The organism is Mesocryomonas lacus (genome assembly GCF_055730105.2).
The window spans coordinates 534,127-551,579 of record NZ_JBUZWF020000003.1 but is presented as its reverse complement, the minus strand read 5'-3'; the positions used below and the strand labels follow the sequence as shown (position 1 = coordinate 551,579).

Annotated in this window: 18 protein-coding genes; 7 read left to right on the top strand and 11 right to left on the bottom strand. The window is 66.1% G+C overall.

The window, feature by feature from the left end; translation table 11 throughout:
• Positions 1-204: 204 nt before the first annotated feature.
• The 5 genes from ACZLZQ_RS12400 to ACZLZQ_RS12380 all read left to right on the top strand — a co-directional run bounded on the left by ACZLZQ_RS12400 (position 205) and on the right by ACZLZQ_RS12380 (position 4,792).
• Positions 205-909: a cobalamin B12-binding domain-containing protein gene (locus ACZLZQ_RS12400; protein ID WP_472949612.1), complete on the top strand. Its 705-nt coding sequence runs from the start codon at positions 205-207 to the stop codon at positions 907-909.
• 111 nt (positions 910-1,020) lie between these two features.
• Positions 1,021-2,358, top strand: a complete 1,338-nt coding sequence (gene ppsR, locus ACZLZQ_RS12395) for a transcriptional regulator PpsR (RefSeq protein ID WP_472949611.1) — start codon at positions 1,021-1,023, stop codon at positions 2,356-2,358.
• Between the two features lie 75 nt (positions 2,359-2,433).
• The gene (chlG, locus tag ACZLZQ_RS12390; RefSeq protein ID WP_472949610.1) at positions 2,434-3,342 is read left to right on the top strand and encodes a chlorophyll synthase ChlG; all 909 of its coding nucleotides are present in this window, start codon (positions 2,434-2,436) and stop codon (positions 3,340-3,342) included.
• The gene (locus ACZLZQ_RS12385; protein WP_472949609.1) at positions 3,339-4,529 is read left to right on the top strand and encodes a geranylgeranyl diphosphate reductase; all 1,191 of its coding nucleotides are present in this window, start codon (positions 3,339-3,341) and stop codon (positions 4,527-4,529) included. Before chlG ends, ACZLZQ_RS12385 begins: the two co-directional genes overlap by 4 nt.
• Complete coding sequence (locus tag ACZLZQ_RS12380) at positions 4,526-4,792, top strand: hypothetical protein (RefSeq protein ID WP_472949608.1); 267 nt, start codon at positions 4,526-4,528, stop codon at positions 4,790-4,792. The genes ACZLZQ_RS12385 and ACZLZQ_RS12380 overlap by 4 nt, the downstream gene beginning before the upstream one ends.
• 3 nt (positions 4,793-4,795) lie before the next feature.
• Here ACZLZQ_RS12380 and ACZLZQ_RS12375 read toward each other — a convergent pair whose 3' ends face one another.
• The 3 genes from ACZLZQ_RS12375 to ACZLZQ_RS12365 all read right to left on the bottom strand — a co-directional run bounded on the left by ACZLZQ_RS12375 (position 4,796) and on the right by ACZLZQ_RS12365 (position 6,720).
• On the bottom strand, positions 4,796-5,275 hold the full coding sequence (locus tag ACZLZQ_RS12375) for a TspO/MBR family protein (RefSeq protein WP_472932528.1): 480 nt from the start codon (positions 5,273-5,275) through the stop codon (positions 4,796-4,798).
• Positions 5,276-5,376: 101 nt separating this feature from the next.
• Positions 5,377-5,838 carry a DUF2269 family protein gene (locus tag ACZLZQ_RS12370; RefSeq protein ID WP_472949607.1) on the bottom strand — a complete coding sequence of 154 codons (462 nt, stop codon included), beginning with the start codon at positions 5,836-5,838 and terminating at the stop codon, positions 5,377-5,379.
• Positions 5,839-6,201: 363 nt separating this feature from the next.
• Positions 6,202-6,720 carry a hypothetical protein gene (locus ACZLZQ_RS12365; RefSeq protein WP_472949606.1) on the bottom strand — a complete coding sequence of 173 codons (519 nt, stop codon included), beginning with the start codon at positions 6,718-6,720 and terminating at the stop codon, positions 6,202-6,204.
• A gap of 168 nt (positions 6,721-6,888) precedes the next feature.
• On the opposite strand from ACZLZQ_RS12365, the gene ACZLZQ_RS12360 reads away from it, so the two are divergent.
• Complete coding sequence (locus ACZLZQ_RS12360) at positions 6,889-7,953, top strand: bile acid:sodium symporter family protein (protein WP_472949605.1); 1,065 nt, start codon at positions 6,889-6,891, stop codon at positions 7,951-7,953.
• A gap of 96 nt (positions 7,954-8,049) precedes the next feature.
• On the opposite strand, the gene ilvD is transcribed toward ACZLZQ_RS12360, so the two are convergent.
• Entirely contained in the window at positions 8,050-9,885 is a 1,836-nt protein-coding gene (gene ilvD, locus ACZLZQ_RS12355) for a dihydroxy-acid dehydratase (protein ID WP_472949604.1), read from the bottom strand.
• Positions 9,886-10,071: 186 nt separating this feature from the next.
• The gene (locus ACZLZQ_RS12350; protein WP_472949603.1) at positions 10,072-11,079 is read right to left on the bottom strand and encodes a 3'-5' exonuclease; all 1,008 of its coding nucleotides are present in this window, start codon (positions 11,077-11,079) and stop codon (positions 10,072-10,074) included.
• A 242-nt stretch (positions 11,080-11,321) separates the two neighbouring features.
• On the opposite strand from ACZLZQ_RS12350, the gene ACZLZQ_RS12345 reads away from it, so the two are divergent.
• Positions 11,322-11,825, top strand: a complete 504-nt coding sequence (locus ACZLZQ_RS12345) for a MarR family winged helix-turn-helix transcriptional regulator (RefSeq protein WP_472932538.1) — start codon at positions 11,322-11,324, stop codon at positions 11,823-11,825.
• Between the two features lie 211 nt (positions 11,826-12,036).
• On the opposite strand, the gene ACZLZQ_RS12340 is transcribed toward ACZLZQ_RS12345, so the two are convergent.
• The 6 genes from ACZLZQ_RS12340 to ACZLZQ_RS12315 form a co-directional block, all read right to left on the bottom strand.
• Positions 12,037-12,381, bottom strand: coding sequence for a response regulator (locus tag ACZLZQ_RS12340; RefSeq protein WP_472932540.1), 345 nt, complete (start codon positions 12,379-12,381; stop codon positions 12,037-12,039).
• A 592-nt stretch (positions 12,382-12,973) separates the two neighbouring features.
• Positions 12,974-13,615 carry a hypothetical protein gene (locus ACZLZQ_RS12335; RefSeq protein ID WP_472949602.1) on the bottom strand — a complete coding sequence of 214 codons (642 nt, stop codon included), beginning with the start codon at positions 13,613-13,615 and terminating at the stop codon, positions 12,974-12,976.
• A 388-nt stretch (positions 13,616-14,003) separates the two neighbouring features.
• A complete protein-coding gene (locus ACZLZQ_RS12330) occupies positions 14,004-14,447 on the bottom strand; it encodes a PilZ domain-containing protein (RefSeq protein WP_472937149.1) in 444 nt (147 codons plus the stop codon).
• Positions 14,448-14,714: 267 nt separating this feature from the next.
• Positions 14,715-15,734: a ketol-acid reductoisomerase gene (gene ilvC / locus ACZLZQ_RS12325; RefSeq protein ID WP_472932546.1), complete on the bottom strand. Its 1,020-nt coding sequence runs from the start codon at positions 15,732-15,734 to the stop codon at positions 14,715-14,717.
• Positions 15,735-15,793: 59 nt separating this feature from the next.
• Positions 15,794-16,444, bottom strand: coding sequence for a TetR/AcrR family transcriptional regulator C-terminal domain-containing protein (locus ACZLZQ_RS12320; RefSeq protein WP_472949601.1), 651 nt, complete (start codon positions 16,442-16,444; stop codon positions 15,794-15,796).
• A 222-nt stretch (positions 16,445-16,666) separates the two neighbouring features.
• The gene (locus ACZLZQ_RS12315) at positions 16,667-17,413 is read right to left on the bottom strand and encodes a pyridoxine 5'-phosphate synthase (protein WP_472949600.1); all 747 of its coding nucleotides are present in this window, start codon (positions 17,411-17,413) and stop codon (positions 16,667-16,669) included.
• Positions 17,414-17,453 lie beyond the last annotated feature (40 nt).

Sequence of the window (17,453 nt, the reverse complement as noted above, 5' to 3'; positions counted from 1 at the left end):
CCGGGGGACGATCCGCATCGACCGCGGCGTCGACTGGGCACCGGAGGCGACGGTCCGGCGACCCCGCCCCGCCGCCCCGCGCCGCCTGCCGCCGGCAGCGGCGAGGCGGCATCGGACCGAACGGCGCTGTCGTCCGAGGCATGGGCGCCGGCAAGCGCTGGGATCAAGAGCCTCGCTGCGAAATGGCGGGATATTCACGGGCCCGTGTCCCATCAGCCAACGCCGACCTCGCTCGAGCGGCTCCGGTCGCGGGAGGCCCGGCGCATCGCCGATCTCGTCCAGGCCCTCTATCGCGCCGAGGACGAAACCTGCCATCGACTGGTCGCGTGGGCGGCTGGCGACAGCGGCAGCCCACAGGATCTCGCGCGCATGCTGCTTGGCCCCGCCGCCCGCCTGACGGGCGAACACTGGTCGGCGGACCTGACGGATTTCCTGCGGGTGACCATGGCGGTATCAAAGCTGACCTGCCTTTTCCGCGAGGCTTGCCTCTCGGCGCCGCCCTCCGGTCGCTATGATCCCCGGCGCCGGATGCTCCTCGCCCCGGCGCCCGGCAACCAGCACGGTTTCGGCCTTTGCGTGGCGGAGGACGCCTTTCGCCGTGACGGCTGGCTGGTGGAGGGCGGCGATACCGCGTCGGAGGTGCTGGACCTTGTGGCCCGACACCCCTACCGGATCATCGGCCTCTCCATCGGCACCGAGCACGATATTGCAGGGTTGAGGAACTTCGTCACCGCCCTGAAGCAGCGCTCGCGCAACCCCTCGGTCGCGCTGATGGCCGGTGGGTGCCTTGCCGCCAGCCACCCCGCCGCAATCTTCGCCGCGGGCTTCGATCTCGTCCCCACCGATGTCGCCATGGCAACCCGGCAAGCCGCCGCGATTGCGGACGGACGCGCTGTGTTGCACTGCTAGCGAAAGGACCCGGCCATCATCGACGACCAGCGTGTGTCCTGTGCGGTGTCCCGCTCCTTCCGATCCCATGACCGTGTCTTTGCCGGCCTGAGCGCCGACGCCCTTGCGGCATTGACGACGGTCAATTCGGACGTTTCCGTCATCCTGTCCTGGGAAGGCGACGTTCTCGATGTCGCCTATCGCGACCCTGAACTCGCCGAATGGGGTATCGACGACTGGGTCGGCTTGCCCTGGCGCGAGACGGTGACGCCCGAGAGCCGCGACAAGATCGAGGAACTGCTGTCCGATGCCGTCGGGGCGTCGCCGACCCGCTCGCGCCAAGTCAATCACCCCGGCAGGACCGGTGCGGATCTTCCGGTCGGCTATCGCGTCGTGTCCTTCGCCGGCTCGCCCTACCGCATCGCTTTCGGCAGCGACCTCAGGGCGATGGCCGAGATGCAGCAGCGGCTGGCGGCCGCCTACGCCGCAATGGAGAAGGACTATCGCAAACTGCGCGACATCGAGACGCGCTACCGCGTACTCTTCCATCTGGCCGTCGAGCCGCTGGTCGTGGTCGACGCGCAGAGCCTGAAAATTCTCGATGCCAATGAGGGCGCGGCCAGACTTCTCGGCAGGCCGGCCGACGCGATCGTCGGCCTCTCCGCCGCCTCCGTCTTTAACCGCGAGGACCAGGCCCGGGCAACCGAAGCGTTGCGCGGGGCCAGCGGTCACGCCGAGATGTTTCGCGCCCGGCTCGCGGCCGGCGGCCGGGAGATGAGCGCGGCGGTCACGCCGTTCCGCGAACTCGGGCGCACCATCCTGCTCGTCCGCCTTAGCAGCGAGGATTTCGGCGACGACGATGCCCGCCCTGTCGCGGACAACCACATGGGCTCGGTCGCTGAGAAACTGCCGGAGGGCGTCGTCATCGTCGACCAGCACGGCAATATCGTACAGGCGAACCCCGCCTTTCTTGACCTTGTCCGGGTCATCAGCACCGACCGGATCGAAGGCAAGCCGCTCGATACCTGGCTGGGCGGCTCTAGGGTGGATCTGCAGGTGCTGATGGCGAACCTGCGCGAGCACGGCACGATCCGCCGCTTCTCCTCCGTCGTGCGCGACGCGCTCGGCACCAGCCAGCCCGTCGAGGTCTCGGCAGCAACGATCGCCGCCCGCGACGGCCCGCTCTACGGCTTCTCCATCCGCGAAATTCCGGAAGGACGCCGGGCGGGGATCGGACACCCGGTCGGCACGACGACGCACCTCACCGAACTCGTCGGGCGCGTGCCGCTGAAGAGCCTCGTGCGCGATACCGCCGACATCATCGAAAAGCTGTGCATCGAAGCAGCCCTGCGGCTGACCGAGAACAACCGCGCCTCGGCCGCGGACATGCTCGGGCTCAGCCGCCAAAGCCTCTACCTCAAGCTTAAGCGCTTCGGCATTTCCGATGGCGAGCCGCCAGACGGTACTTAGGAATTTCTCGAATCGACGACGTGATGATGTCAACCTTGAATGACGTCGTATCTTGAACCGACTGGGAGCCTGCGAATGTTCGAGCCCTTCGCTTTGGGTCACCGGCAAGGCCTGCCCAAGGCTGCGGCCGTGCTCGAATTGCTGAAGCCGATCACCTGGTTCGCGCCGATGTGGGCTTATGCCTGCGGCACTGTCTCCTCCGGCGCGGAGCTCAGCGAGCGCTGGGTCTATGTGGCCGGCGGCATTCTCCTGGCTGGCCCGCTAGTGTGCGGCACCAGCCAGGCGGTGAACGACTGGTTCGACCGCGAGGTCGACGCGATCAACGAACCCGGCCGCGTCATTCCCTCCGGCCGCATGCCGGGCCAGTGGGGCCTCTGGGTCGCCATCGCCAACACCGCCCTCTCGCTGGTGGTGGGCGCCCTCCTCGGTCCGTTTGTGCTCGGCGCCGCCGTGCTCGGTCTAGTGCTCGCCTGGATCTACAGCGCCCCACCCTTGCGGTTGAAGCGCAGCGGCTGGGTGGGACCGGGCGCCGTCGGGCTCTGCTACGAGGGGCTGCCCTGGTTCACCGCGGCCGCCGCAGCATCCGGCGGATTTCCCGGCTGGCCGACGGTGGCGATCGCCGCGCTCTACAGCCTCGGCGCCCATGGCATCATGACGCTGAACGACTTCAAATCCGTCGAGGGAGACCGGCAGATGGGGCTGGCCAGCCTGCCGGCACGCCTCGGGGTCGACGCGGCGGCACGGCTCGCCTGTGCGGTCATGGCGGTGCCCCAGCTGGTGGTGATCGTCCTCCTCCTGCGCTGGCAGTTCGATGTTGCCGCCCTGATCGTCACTTTCCTCCTCGCCGGGCAGACCTTCTTGATGCCGCGCCTCCTCGGCAATCCGCTGCGCCATGCCGCCTGGTACAATGCCACCGGCACGACGCTCTTCGTCCTCGGGATGATGGTGTCGGCCTTCGCGCTGCGTGCCATGGCCATTCCGTGAGCCCGGCCTACGACGTCGTCGTCGTCGGGGGCGGGCCAGCCGGCGCAACGGCGGCCGAAACGCTGGCACGCGACGGCCGGCGGGTGCTGCTCGTCGACCGCGCCGGCCGGATCAAGCCCTGCGGCGGCGCCATTCCCACCCGCCTGATCCGCGACTTCGCCATTCCGCCCGCGCTGCTGACGGCGCGCATCCGGTCGGCCCGCATCATCGCCCCTTCCGCCGCCGCCATCGACATGCGGATCGACAGCGGTTTCGTCGGCATGGTCGACCGCGAGGCCTTCGACCCGTTCCTGCGCAACCGCGCCGCCGCGGCCGGTGCCGAGCGACTGACCGCGACGTTCCGGTCGGCCGAGCGCGCCGCCGGGGGCGGGCTGGACCTGTCGCTAACGCGGCAGGACGGCACACCGGTCCGTGTCTCGGCCCGCCTCGTCATCGGCGCGGACGGGGCAGGCTCCCGCGTGCGGCGCGCTTTGTTCAACGAGGAGAAGAAGCCGCCCTTCGTCTTCGCCTATCACGAGATCGTCCGCTCGCCGCTGGCCGCCGCCTCTGCCACCACAGGGTTCGATCCCCAGCGCTGCGACATCCACTACCCCTCGCGCCTCTCGCCGGACTTCTATGGCTGGGTTTTCCCGCATGGCGAAACGACGAGCGTCGGCGTCGGCAGCGCCGTCAAGGGCTTCGACCTTCGGCAAGCAACGCGTGCGTTGCGCGAAGCGGCAGGCCTTGCGGGACAGCCGACCCTTCGCCGGGAGGGAGCACCCTTGCCCCTGAAGCCTTTGAGGCGCTGGGACAATGGCCGCGACGCGCTGCTCGCCGGCGATGCCGCCGGCGTCGTCGCCCCCGCTTCAGGCGAGGGCATCTACTACGCCATGCGGGGTGGCCAGCTCGCAGGAGAGGCGGCGCACGCCTTTCTGTCGACCGCGAAAGCCGGTGCCCTGGCGCAGGCCCGCCGCCGGTTCATGCGCGAGCATGGGAAGGTGTTCCTGGTCCTCGGCCTTATGCAGGCCTTCTGGTACCACAGCGACCGGCGGCGCGAACGCTTTGCCGCCTTGTGTGGCGATGCCGACATCCAGCGCCTGGTCTGGACATCCTATCTCGACAAGACTCTCGTCCGCGCTGAGCCGATGGCCTATCTGCGCGTGTTCCTCAAGGACATGGGGCACGTCTTCCGATTGATCGCCGAATGAGCCCGTCCGACCTCGAGGCGCTTTTCCGGGACGGCAACATCGCCTTCATCGCGAGCGGCATTCTTCTCGTGGAGGCGCTCTGCCTCGTCCTCATCGCCCGGCGACCCGCCGTGACCGTGATCGCCAACGGTCTGTCGGGCCTGTTCCTGATCCTCGCCCTCAACGCCTCGCTCTCGGGCGGCGGCTTGCCGTCCGTGGCGCTCTGGCTGTCGCTCGGCGGGCTTGCCCACGTCGCCGACGTCATTGCAAGGCTTCGGCCCTGAGGCTCAGGCGGCGCCGAAGGCGCCTGGATTGCGGCGCCAGACCGACCAGTTGAGGCAGCCGGCAATGCTGACCCACACGAGATACGGCGCGAGCATCCACGCCGCCATGGCGCTGACGGAAGCAAAGCTTGCGATCGTCGCGGCAATGCCGAGCCAGAGAGCCGCAAGGTCGACGAGGGCCAGATCGGGCCGGCGCCGACCGAAGAACAGCCAGGACCACATGGCGTTCAACACCATCTGTACCGCAAAGGGCGTGAACACCGCGACGTCGGCGCCAACCTGCCGCCAGACCAGCCAGCCGGAGACGGCCATCAGCAGGAAAAGGATGCTCCAGACCACGGGAAACGCCCAGTTCGGCGGCGTCCAGTCGGGCTTGGCCAGGCGCGCATACCATTCGCCCGGCCGGAAGATCGCGCCGGAGCTCGCGACGGCAAGCGACAGGAGAATGAAGAAGCAAAGGGCCAGGAAGGATGACAGGGTCATACGCGCTCGCGAGGTCGTTAAGACCCAACACTTACGCCCTTCGCCGCCGTTTTCCAGCCGCCAGCCTGCAATCGTGACCAACTCTCCGTCGCAGCAAAATGTCAGGGCTTGGCGATCATGACGTAGAGCGCCGCCACCAGCGGGACCGTGGCGATGATGCCCCAGATCAGCCATGCCCGAGAGTCCCTGAAGTAGCGCTCCGGGATATCGCCGCCGCCGGCAAAGCTGCGCGCCATCCGCCCCTGGCGGATCTGCAGGGGCACGAGCACCAGAAGCCAGATAAGACCGGACAGCCCGAACAATGCCTCGCCGGCGATCAGCCAATCGGCGCCGAGAAGCGGCATCTCGGCGACACGGGCCGCTCCGATCCCGCCTCCGAGGATGAGAAGAATTCCCACCAAGGTAAAAAGCCAGTCCGCAACGGCGACGCCGCGCTGCGCGTGCGCGATCACGACGGGGTTGCGGCTCATGTCGGCCAGGACCTTCCAAAAGGCGGTGATGGTCACGTTGCCGAGGAGGACGACGACGCCCAGCACGTGGAGCATCTTGAAGATGTCATACACCGGTCGCTCCGATCGTGCTGCAGGTCTCAAGGTACCCTGCTGGCGACAGGATGCACCAGAACGCTTTCCAATGTTGTGTCGGTGACCAGGCTGCTGGTCGATTTCTCGCGATCATCGGGGCAATGCTCACGCCATCGGCGACGCGACGACGGAATAACCAGGAGCCACTTGCGCGGCCGCGGCCTCCTGCAAGGGATGGACGGTCTGGCCAAAGGCGGGATAGCGCCCGCCCCGCCTCGCCCAGCACCTTCGGATCAGGTCTGCCGGAGCATCATCGATGGGGTGCATGCACCCCATCGAAGATAGACTTTGACGGGCAGAAGGGCAGAGCGCCCTCCCGCACCATTGTCGACGGATGGCGCCTTACTGGCAGCCCGCGCCCACCGGCTGGCCCTCAATGATCCGGCAAGTCCGGCTACCACCTTGCCGATCCTCCCTGCCCTCGGAATTGCGCACCGGCGGCGTGTAGCCGCGCGGAGGACGCTGCGGGGCACTGGCGGCTTGGCGCGGCGGCGGTTCCTGGATCCGGACAGTCGCCGGCGACGATCGGCCGGGCGGGTTGCGGTCCGCGCGGTCTCCCCGATCGCGCCCGTCGCCCCGGTCACGGTCGCGGCGGTCATCCCTGTCGCGGCGATCGTCGCGCCGGTCGTAGCGGTCGTAGCGATCCCGGCCAGGACGCCCATAGCCATCGCGGTAAGAGCCATCGCGATAGTAGGGTGGCGGGATGCGGCGATCGGAGTAGCGGTAGTCCGGCTCGACCCGGTAGACATTGGGGCGATCATAGCCCCGCGGCCCCTCGTAATATCCGTCGCTCACCGTCTCGCACCCGGCGAGCGCCACGACCGCCAGCCCAAGAGACAGCACTGTTGCCCTGAAATTCACGTCAGCCCTCCCGAAGGATGATCCTTCTCAGGGCGAATATAATCCGAAGACGAGAGGCGCATAGCGGAATCGTAACAAAGGGTAAGCGGCAAACGCGCGGGGCGGCATTGCCCCGGTGTGCCCCGAGGCGTATCGCTCCTGCGGTTATGCAATGAGACGAACGGACCCATGCGCCTTAAATCCCTTCTCGACCGCATTCCCCTCGACCGCTTCCTGCTGCTGCTCATCCTGACAGTGGTCCTTGCCGCCGTCATTCCGGCCCGCGGCCAGGCGGCGGAAGCGCTGGATTGGATCACCTACGGCGCGATCGCCTTCCTGTTCTTCCTCTACGGTGCCAGGCTGTCGCCGAAGGCGGTCTGGGCAGGCTTGCTGCACTGGCGCCTCCAGGGGCTCGTCTTCTCCTCGACGTTTATCCTGTTCCCGCTGCTCGGACTTGGCGCCGCCGCCCTCGCCGCGCCGTTCCTGCCGCAGGAGCTGCTGCTCGGCATCATCTTCCTTTCCGTGCTGCCCTCGACCGTGCAGTCGTCGATCGCCTTCACCTCGATGGCCGGCGGCAACGTGCCGGCCGCGCTCACCAGCGCCTCGGTCAGCAACCTCCTCGGCATGATCGTCACGCCGATCCTGATCGTCCTCCTCGCCCGCAGCCAGCAGAACGTGCTCAGCCTCGACGCGCTCGAGAAGATCGCACTGCAACTGCTCGCGCCGTTCGTGGCCGGACAGCTCGTGCGGCCGCTGATCGGCGCCTGGCTGCTGCGCCACAAGACGCTGACCTCGGTCGTCGACCGCGGTTCGGTGCTGATCGTCGTCTATGCCGCGTTCAGCGAGGGCATGGTCGCCGGCGTCTGGGGGCTGCTCGGCTGGCAGGAACTCGCGATCATCGCCGGCATCGACGTCGTGCTCCTCGCCATCGTGCTGGTGGCGACGACCGTCTCTGCCCGCAAGCTCGGCTTTTCCAAGGAAGACGAGATCGCCATCGTCTTCTGCGGCTCAAAGAAAAGCATGGCGACCGGCATCCCGATGGCCGGCATCCTCTTCCCCGGCCAGGCGATGTCGATCATCGTGCTGCCGCTGATGCTGTTCCATCAGATCCAGCTGTTCGCTTGCGCGACCATCGCCCAGCGCTATGCCCGCCGCCTCTCGGCCGCACCCGCGACCTTGCCGACGGATGCCGCGACCGGCTCGGCCACGCTGCCGGGCGCGCCGGTGCTCGAGGCGAGCGTTCGCGCGAAATAGCGCGGGCGCCTCGCCCCTCCTCTCAAACTAGAATGGCCGGAGAGCGAAATGCTCTGCCGGCCATTTTTATAATGTGCAGTCGGTTCGTTGGTGGCGTCAGTCGAGCTGACGCACCGCGCCACGGGCGGCGCTGGTCGCAAACTTCGCATAGGCCTTCAGCGCCGTCGTGACCTTGCGCTTGCGCACCTCGGCCGGCACATAGCCCTTCTCCGCCTGCGCCAGCCGGCGCTCGGCCAGCACGCTGTCGTCGACGGCGAGGTGGATCCGGCGGTTCGGGATGTCGATCTCGATGATGTCGCCCTCTTCCACGATGCCGATCATTCCGCCTTCGGCCGCTTCCGGCGAGACGTGGCCGATCGAGAGGCCCGACGAGCCGCCGGAGAACCGTCCGTCGGTGATGAGGGCGCAGTCCTTGCCGAGGCCCTTCGACTTCAGATAGCTCGTGGGATAGAGCATTTCCTGCATGCCCGGCCCACCACGCGGCCCCTCATACCGGATGAGCACGATGTCGCCGGCCTTGATCTTGTTGCCGAGAATCGCCTGCACCGAGGAGTCCTGGCTCTCGAAGATGCGCGCCGGCCCCTTGAAGGTCAGGATCGAGGCGTCGACGCCGGCTGTCTTCACGATGCAGCCGTCCTCCGCGAGATTGCCGTAGAGCACGGCAAGGCCGCCATCGGTGGAATAGGCGTGGGCGAGATCGCGGATGACGCCGGTGGCGCGGTCGCTGTCGACCGCATCGAACCGCCGCTCCTGGCTGAAGGCGACCTGCGTCGGCACGCCGCCGGGCGCCGCGCGGAAGAAGTCGTGCACCGTCCGGCTGTCGGTGCGCATCACGTCCCAGCGGTCCAGCGCGGCGCCGAGGCTCTCGGCATGCACCGAGCCGACATCGGTGTGGATCAGCCCGGCCCGGTCGAGCTCGCCGAGGATAGCGAGCACGCCGCCGGCGCGGTGGACGTCCTCCATGTGGACATTGGCCACCGCCGGCGCGACCTTGCACAAGACCGGCACGCGGCGCGACAGGCGGTCGATGTCGGCCATGGTGAAGTCGACCTCGCCCTCGTGCGCGGCGGCGAGGAGATGCAGCACCGTATTGGTCGAGCCGCCCATGGCGATGTCGAGCGTCATGGCGTTCTCGAAGGCCTCGAAGCTCGCGATCGCCCGCGGCAGCACGCTCATGTCGTCCTGCTCGTAATGGCGCTTGGCGAGATCGACGATGAGGTGGCCGGCCTCGACGAAGAGGCGGCGGCGGTCGCCGTGCGTCGCCAGCGTAGAGCCATTGCCCGGCAGCGACAGGCCGAGCGCCTCGGTCAGGCAGTTCATGGAGTTGGCGGTGAACATGCCCGAGCACGAGCCGCAGGTCGGGCAGGCCGAGCGCTCGATGGTCGCTACGTCCTCGTCCGAGATCCGCTCGTCGGCGGCGGCGACCATGGCGTCGACGAGGTCGAGCTTCTTCTCGGTATTGTCCGGCCAGATCACCTTGCCGGCCTCCATCGGGCCGCCCGAGACGAAGACGACGGGAATGTTGAGGCGCAGCGCCGCCATCAGCATGCCCGGCGTGATCTTGTCGCAGTTGGAGATGCAGACCATGGCGTCGGCGCAGTGCGCGTTGACCATGTACTCGACGCTGTCTGCGATCAGCTCGCGCGAGGGCAGCGAGTAGAGCATGCCGTCATGGCCCATCGCGATGCCGTCGTCGACGGCGATGGTGTTGAACTCCTTGGCGACACCGCCGGCCGCCTCGATCTCGCGGGCGACGAGCTGGCCGAGGTCCTTCAGGTGGACGTGGCCGGGCACGAACTGCGTGAACGAGTTGACGACCGCGATGATCGGCTTGCCGAAATCGCCGTCCTTCATGCCGGTGGCGCGCCACAGGCCGCGGGCGCCGGCCATGTTGCGGCCATGGGTGGTGGTGCGGGAACGATAGACGGGCATCGGAAACCTCGCGGGCATGTCGAAGAGCCGGGATGCCGAGCGCATCCCGCTTCGGAATTTCAAAGGACGAATGTCGCCGCTTCTACCGCCAAGCGGCCGAGGACGGCAAGGCGATGCGGGTGGGAACCATGGTTTTGCGACAGACGGTCGCCGCTCTGCCACCGTTGCCGGCGTCGTCTTCCGGCATCAGCGCTTGAAGCGCTCCGTCGCCGTCAGCCATTGCACGAAGGGCTCGGCGCGGCCCTGGTAGATTTCCTGCTGCAGAAACAGGATCTCGGCCGCGTGCAAATCCTCGTCCACTTCGGTCCACCAGCTCTTCAGCTGTCCGTTGCTGCCGTCGCTCCAGCGATAGCCGCGTCCCTTCAAAAGGTCCTTGGTGTGGAACGGGCTGTTTTCCGCCCAGATCCGCGCGCGGCGGCGCTGCGACGAGGCGAGGAGATGGGCGAACGCGGTGTCGTCGCGGCCGGGCAGCTGCGCCGCCAAGACCTCGAGCAGGGCATGGCAGTCGTCAACGGCGCGGTGACCGTTGTGGAACCAGCCGCCCTGGGAGACGAGATAGCCGAGCTTGGTTCCCTCGAAGCCGAAACCCGCCCAGCCGATTTCCGCCACCGAGCATGCCCACGGCTTGGCATCGAGACCCGGCAGGAAGCGCTCGCAGAACGGCCGGTCGAAGCGGGCATTGTGCGCGATCACGAGGTCGGCAGGTGCAACGAAAGCGGCGACCGCTTCGAGGTCAAGCGCCTGACCCGCCACCATCTCGTCGGTGATGCCGGTGATGCGGGTGATCTCCGCCGAGATCGGCTGGCTCGGCTGGTGCAAGGCGCTGAAGACGTCGATCACCCCGCCGATACCGGCCTCGTCGTACAGGAAGGCGACCATGCCGAGTTCGATGATCTCGTCCTTGCCGTGATCGAGCCCGGTCGTCTCGGTATCGAGGATGATGCCGACCCGTGTCCCGTCGCCAGGTTGCGGCCAGGCCGCCATGGCCGGACGCGGCAGCAATTGCCGGAGGATGCGGTAGCGCCCGGTCTTGGCGAGCCTCTCTGCCATCGCCTCGTCGGCGTCGATTCGCGGGAGCGCCGCTCGTCCGGCGACTTTTACCTGGACCTTTTCCGCGCGCAGGGCCGGTCGGCGGGCGCCGGCGATCTGGTCGAGGGCGAAGAGTTCGTTCTGGTCGGGATCAGGCAGTTTCATCGGGCATTCCGCATTCTGCGACGCGTGCTTCAACCATTCAATGCCGATCGCATCAAGGCAGCGTCGTTCCCTGCAACCGCCGTCCCACAAGTCTGTCGGTGGGAATGACAGCAACGATTGCAGGGTTCAAGTCGGGTTTGCCTTGATAACGGGCATATCGACGAACTCAGTGCATCTTGACCGCGCAAGGATTCGTGTCATTATTTAGCTATCGTTAACTGCGCCGGGCAAGGACGTAAGCGATGATCGCTCCAGCAAACCGCGCCAACGATCTCCACGACACGATCATTCCGGCTTTGCTGACGACAGCCAAGATGATCCGCTCGATGATGGCGATCAACTTGTCCGCGCTTGGACTGCAGATCGGCCAGGAAGAAGTTCTGCTGGCGTTCGAGCGGTCACGGCCCATGTCGCCCGACCAGTTGGCTGCCAAGCTCAACATACGGCCGGACACCGCCGCCAAGCTGCTCTCCCGTCTGGTCCAGCAGCATCTGGCGATGCGGGTCGAGGATACGACCGATCCCAATGCGATGGTGGTAGTGATCACGGCATCCGGGGCGGAAATGCAGGTCCGCCTGCGGATCATGCTGGAGTCGATCGACCGTGAACTGCATTCGGCGCTCGACGGCTCGCTCGTTGACGCCATGCATTCGGAAGTCGCCTTGCTGAACGCCCGCCTGTTCACCTTGCTGACGCCCCAGCGTCCGGCTCAGGATGCCCTCGCCGTCGGCTCTTTAACGCCGTAGAGCCTTTTGCGGCTCGTCTCGCGCTGGAAGGGTGCGTTCAGGCTTCACGCCGACGCCCTGCCCTGTCCGTCAGTTCGCGCCAATGGTCTCGGGGCCGGCGGAGTCTGCGTGCCCGAGAGCGCCTTGCATCGGAAAAGATGCTGAGGGAAATCTCTTGCTGAAGCTGAAACAGATTTCCTCGGTTGGGTAAATCCATCCCATCGAGCATGCCCTAATAGGCACTCGATCGCTCCTGCGCCGGCGCGTAAAAGTCGTCCGCATCTCCGTCGAACCAGTCGTCATGACCCGTCACGAAGATGGTCTCGATGCCGTAACAAAGAAAGACGTCGTTGACGGTGCCGACGACCGTAACGGCAAGACGCGTATCGAGCATGACGCAATCGACCTGACCGGTCGAATGAATGTAGCGAAGTGCTTCTTCAATATCGGGGACCGGCCCGAGCGCCACGCCCGATTCAGCCATAATCGATCGCCGCAACGCCGCCGCGGGCTCGACTTCATCCTCGATAATCAAAATACGCCGCCCTACCATCGTCTGCGATACAAGGCTCAGCATTGATCTTTCCCCCCAGTATATCAGTAAGATCGGCAGCAAAGATCAAACGACATGACTCGCACACTTGCAGGCAAGATCACAACGCTACGCGCAACCGTTTCGGTGGCGCGCATCGAGAATTCTGCCTGAAAATTGCAAATCAGCAGCGGTTCGCCGTCGGCGTTTGTCTTTGTCTTTGTCTTTGTCTGCAGATGAAAATTAAATAAAATAAATCAACGACAAGGACAAGCGCCGGGGACATGCAGGCAGCCAAGCTCTCCAATGCGCGGACTGCATGGCTGATGATCGGCGCGTAAGAGATCGACCCCCGTTCTTTCTGACCGGGGAACGCCAAACCCTTGTGCCGCAGCACTGTGGATGCGTTCAGTGGCTTCGACGAGGGCAGACCTGACGATGAAGGTGACAATAGCAGTCTTGTTTTAATCAAGACCGGAGAGGCCGCGTCTTGCACTGACGCGGAACAGTTGTTGCTAATTTGTCATGGAAGGTTTGCTGCTTTAACGCCGTCGTTGACCTCAGCATTGACCGACCAGACCTTGCGGAACGGCACGATCGGCTCGGGAGGACACCGCCTGCCTCTCTGATGCCGCCGTCAGTTGCCGCGGACGTCCTGTTCGTCGCGCAAGGCACGGGCGACGGCGGGGTCGACCGGTGCGGGCTCTTTCACTGCCGTTGCAGGCGTTGCTGCTTCGGAGCTTCCGGTTACCGTTGTCGGGATGCTGCCGGTCTTGATCTGATCCGGGGCCGTCGGCAGGGGGGTCATCGGCGCGGTCGCTGACGACGGGCGACCATAGAGGCGGCCCTTGCGGTAGTTCTGGGCATAGTCGAGGCAACCTTCGACGACCGGCGTGCACACCGTATTACGCCCCCGCGGACCGTCATTGTCGCCGGAATAAGCCAGGCGGTCGAGACGGCCGTCGATGAACCGCATCTGCACCCGGCAATTGCCGCCGCCCGGCAAGGAAACATTGGTATTGGCGGCGCCGAACAGCACCGGCGCCGACACGTTGATGCCGCCGGAGCGCGACGGCCCGTCATAGCTCCAGATCGTCACGCCGTCTTCGGTGAAGCTGCGGTTCGGAAACCCGGCGCACATCCGGATGTCCTTCTGGTCCATGCCGAGAAGCGCGGTCTTGGCCACCTCGACCGCGTTGAAGCTGTAGCGGGCGGCGCACCCGCCCGCGATCAGGACGGCCGCGAACAGACCGATGCGGGACAGGACGCGTAGAAGCATCGCTCCGCCTTTCTCATTGCCGTCTCCGGGCCTCCTGCGATCGGGCGAACCGGCCCGTCAGAGAAGCCCCCGGAATTGAAAAATACGGGCCGCCATTGCGTCCGCCTGGACACACCGCGCTCCGAAGCAGATGGGGACCGCCGCCTGCATAAGGCGCCTCCGCTGGTCCGGTATGCCGCTCGACGTACGGTCCACGACGAACCGTTCGATGGCTTCATGCTGCAGGGCAACATGACCATTCCTCTGGTGAATGCAAGGCAGAGTGATCAATTCGGCCGGCCGATACGATCACGAAACGGGGTGCGGAAAACGCCGAAGGGCCAGCCTACGTGCGTCGACGGGTGGCCCAGAAAAGGCGACGAGAAGCTTCAATAAAGGCGAGTGGGCGTCAGCCCTGCCGGCCAGCCCAGGGCATGTTCCAGACGATGGCCCTGGGGAGAGTCTCGGGGACAATGCGGTGGACGTGCCCCGGACTGGCGCTGTCGGCCAGCGGCGATGCCGCCACGGCCGGCACCAAGGGAAAATGCGCGGCCTGCTCGTCGTCTTCGGACACGACGTCGAGAAAACGAATGCCCGCCAGCATGCCCCGGCGGTAGACGAGACGCGCCGGCCGCTCGACCTTTTCTTCGCCGATGATGATATCGAAGACCTTCGGCAGATGCGCCGCCTCGTCGATGGTCAGCAGCGCGCCGGTCGATGAAATGTTGCGAACGATGCAATCGAAGGTCGAGTAGTGGTTGTTGAACAGGATTTTCGCGCGCTTCAGCGTGCGGACTCGCGGCGCAACGCGGCGTTCCGATCCGTCGGCTTCCCGTTCGGGCAGGTTGGTCATGGTCTGCCTCCTGTTTCGTTCACCCACTCATTATCCGCATGAAAGGCTAACGAACGATCAAGATCAGCTATAAAGCCGGCACGGACAAGCCATGGCCTTCCTGATATCCGGCAAGACCTGAACGAAAAAGGCCGATGGATTCTCCACCGGCCTCTGCATTTCGTCGGAAGGGCCCTCACCCGGTATCTTTAAAACGCCCGGAGGGGCCGCATTCTTTGGTTCTGCGGCAGCTCTTTGACGGGGCGCGACACCCCATCGAAGCTTCTGTTAGTTGCGGGTCTTGTCGACCAAGGCGTTCGACTTAATCCACGGCATCATGCCGCGAAGCTTCTCGCCGACTTCCTCGATCTGGTGACGGTCGTTCATCCGGCGGATGCCCTTAAAGCGTGCCTGGCCGGCCTTGTTCTCCATCATCCAGTCCGAGGTGAACTTGCCCGACTGGATGTCGTGCAGGACGCGCTTCATTTCGGCCTTGGTCTCGGCGGTGATGATGCGCGGGCCGGTGACGTACTCGCCCCACTCGGCGGTGTTCGAGATCGAGTAGTTCATGTTGGCGATGCCGCCTTCATAGATCAGGTCGACGATCAGCTTCACCTCGTGCAGGCACTCGAAATAGGCCATCTCCGGGGCGTAGCCGCCCTCGACGAGGGTCTCGAAGCCAGCGCGAATGAGTTCGACCAGGCCACCGCAGAGCACGGCCTGCTCGCCGAAGAGATCGGTCTCGCACTCTTCCTTGAAGGTCGTCTCGATGATGCCCGAACGGCCGCCGCCAACGCCACAGGCGTAGGACAGAGCCAAGTCGAGCGCGTTGCCCGAGGCGTCGTGGTCGATGGCGACGAGGCACGGCACGCCGCCGCCCTTCTGGTATTCGCCGCGCACGGTGTGGCCCGGGCCCTTCGGCGCGATCATCACGACGTCGACGGTCTTCTTCGGCTCGATCAGGTTGAAGTGGACGTTGAGGCCGTGCGCAAACGCGATGGCGGCACCGTCGCGGATGTTGTCGGCAATGCTTTCCTTCCAGATCTCGGCCTGGAGTTCGTCCGGGGTCGCCATCATCATCAGGTCCGCCCAGGCGGCGGCCTCGGCGACGGACATGACCTTGAGGCCATCGGCCTCGGCCTTCTTGGCGGTCGCGGAACCCGCTCGGAGCGCCACGGCGATCTCGGTGCAGCCGGAATCCTTGAGGTTCAGCGCATGGGCGCGACCCTGGCTGCCATAGCCGATGATCGCGACCTTCTTGGACTTGATGAGGTTGAGATCGGCGTCACGATCGTAATAGACACGCATGGGGTTTCCTTCCCTTTGATCGTCGGGGAACCGTTCGGCCTCCCCGCTTGGTAGAACAGTCAGCGGCGGGGGTCGCCCGCCGAAGGTGAGCCGTGCAGCGTGAAGAACTGCTGCGTTGCACGGGCGGCCTCGCGGCCGATGTCGTCCGGACCGAGCGTCAGCCGCTCGCCGAGGAGGAGACGGATCTGCATGTCGCGCACGACGAGGCCGAAGAAGGTCCGGTAGGCAGCATCGACGCTGTCGAAGGCGAGGAGACCCGCCGCCTGTCCGGCCTCGAGCACCGGGCCGAGCCTTCGCCGCATGGCGAAGGGCCCGTTCTCGAGGACAATGGCGCCGAGGTCGTGCTTGTCCGAGCCGCCCTGCCCTACCGCCAGACGGTTGAGCGCGACAGAGGTATCGCTCGACAGCACCGCCAGCCAGTCGCGCGCGAAGCCCTCGAGGTTGGAGAACAGGGCCTCGCGGTCCAGGCCGTCCGGCGATAGCGGCACGGAGCGCACCTTGGACGCTTGGAACTGCACGGTCGCGGTCAACAAGCCGTCGCGGCCGCCGAACCATTTGTAGAGCGTTTCCTTGGAGCAGCTGGCACGCTGGGCGACGGCGCCCATGGTCAGCGACTCCCGAGAGTCGACGAGGAGTCCCAGCGCCGCGTCCAGCACTTCGCGCTGGCGGTCGGTCAGGGGCGTGTCGTCGATCTCAGCCTGCTGCTGCATTCCAGCTCCGGATGACGGCCCCCGAGGTCGAAGGCGACCACACGCGTACCGTACGTTACGGTACTGCCTACAGGATCGCGTTTGGCCTGGCAAGACGCCGTCGCGGAACCGCGTACGATTTGCCTTCGCGAGCCATTGCGGACCAGCGATCGCGCTTTGACCCTGTCGGCCGCGTCAGGAAATTGGAGCCTGACGCAGCGTTGGCATCCGCTGATGCGGGGATCAGATCGCCTGGCCGCAGGCACGGCGGAAGCGCCGCACCGTTTCGGCCATGCCATATTCTAGCGCGTCTGCGGTGAGGCCGTGGCCGATCGAGACCTCCGCAAGGGCCGGGATGCGATGGACGAGGGCCGGCAGGTTCGCGACCGTCAGGTCGTGACCGGCGTTGACGCCGAGCCCGTTGTCCAGCGCGGCATCGGCGGTGGCGCCCAGCCTTTCGATTTCAGCTTCCGCCGCCGCTGCGTCATCGAACGTGCCGCCATAGGGCCCGGTATAGAGTTCCACGCGGTCGCAGCCGGTCTTCGCCGCATCCGCCATCGCGGAGGGCACCGCGTCGGCGAACAGCGAGACGCGGGCGCCGCCGGCCTTCAGCCGGGCCACCACGTCCGCGAGCAGCGCGGCGTCGCGGACGAAGTCCCAGCCGTGATCGGAGGTCGGCTGCGAGGGGTCGTCCGGCACCAGCGTGACCTGTTCGGGCCGAACGCTCTCGGCCAGCACCAGGAACTCTTCCGTCGGATAGCCCTCGATGTTGAACTCCGCGCCGGGAAACTCGGCGTCGATCAGCGCCCGGATGTCCGGCAGGTCGGCGAAGCGGATGTGCCGCTGGTCCGGCCGTGGATGAACCGTCAGGCCATGCGCCCCGCTGGCGAGGGCGATGCGGCTGAGATGCGTCAGGCTCGGCCAGGGCAGGTCTCGCCGGTTGCGCAGCATGGCGATGGCATTGATGTTGACGGAGAGTTGCGTCGGCATGCGGGCCTCCTCGAATCGCCGCCGATCCATAGACCCGTCG

What these genes read in the sequence shown, in the direction of transcription:
- ilvC (WP_472932546.1), bottom strand. Translation starts at nt 15,734, where the DNA reads ATGCGTGTCTATTACGATCGTGACGCCGATCTCAACCTCATCAAGTCC.
- ACZLZQ_RS12320 (WP_472949601.1), bottom strand. Translation starts at nt 16,444, where the DNA reads ATGCAGCAGCAGGCTGAGATCGACGACACGCCCCTGACCGACCGCCAG.
- chlG (WP_472949610.1), top strand. Translation starts at nt 2,434, where the DNA reads ATGTTCGAGCCCTTCGCTTTGGGTCACCGGCAAGGCCTGCCCAAGGCT.
- ACZLZQ_RS12345 (WP_472932538.1), top strand. Translation starts at nt 11,322, where the DNA reads ATGATCGCTCCAGCAAACCGCGCCAACGATCTCCACGACACGATCATT.
- ACZLZQ_RS12335 (WP_472949602.1), bottom strand. Translation starts at nt 13,615, where the DNA reads ATGCTTCTACGCGTCCTGTCCCGCATCGGTCTGTTCGCGGCCGTCCTG.
- ACZLZQ_RS12360 (WP_472949605.1), top strand. Translation starts at nt 6,889, where the DNA reads ATGCGCCTTAAATCCCTTCTCGACCGCATTCCCCTCGACCGCTTCCTG.
- ACZLZQ_RS12330 (WP_472937149.1), bottom strand. Translation starts at nt 14,447, where the DNA reads ATGACCAACCTGCCCGAACGGGAAGCCGACGGATCGGAACGCCGCGTT.
- ACZLZQ_RS12350 (WP_472949603.1), bottom strand. Translation starts at nt 11,079, where the DNA reads ATGAAACTGCCTGATCCCGACCAGAACGAACTCTTCGCCCTCGACCAG.
- ACZLZQ_RS12315 (WP_472949600.1), bottom strand. Translation starts at nt 17,413, where the DNA reads ATGCCGACGCAACTCTCCGTCAACATCAATGCCATCGCCATGCTGCGC.
- ilvD (WP_472949604.1), bottom strand. Translation starts at nt 9,885, where the DNA reads ATGCCCGTCTATCGTTCCCGCACCACCACCCATGGCCGCAACATGGCC.
- ACZLZQ_RS12375 (WP_472932528.1), bottom strand. Translation starts at nt 5,275, where the DNA reads ATGACCCTGTCATCCTTCCTGGCCCTTTGCTTCTTCATTCTCCTGTCG.
- ACZLZQ_RS12340 (WP_472932540.1), bottom strand. Translation starts at nt 12,381, where the DNA reads ATGCTGAGCCTTGTATCGCAGACGATGGTAGGGCGGCGTATTTTGATT.
- ACZLZQ_RS12380 (WP_472949608.1), top strand. Translation starts at nt 4,526, where the DNA reads ATGAGCCCGTCCGACCTCGAGGCGCTTTTCCGGGACGGCAACATCGCC.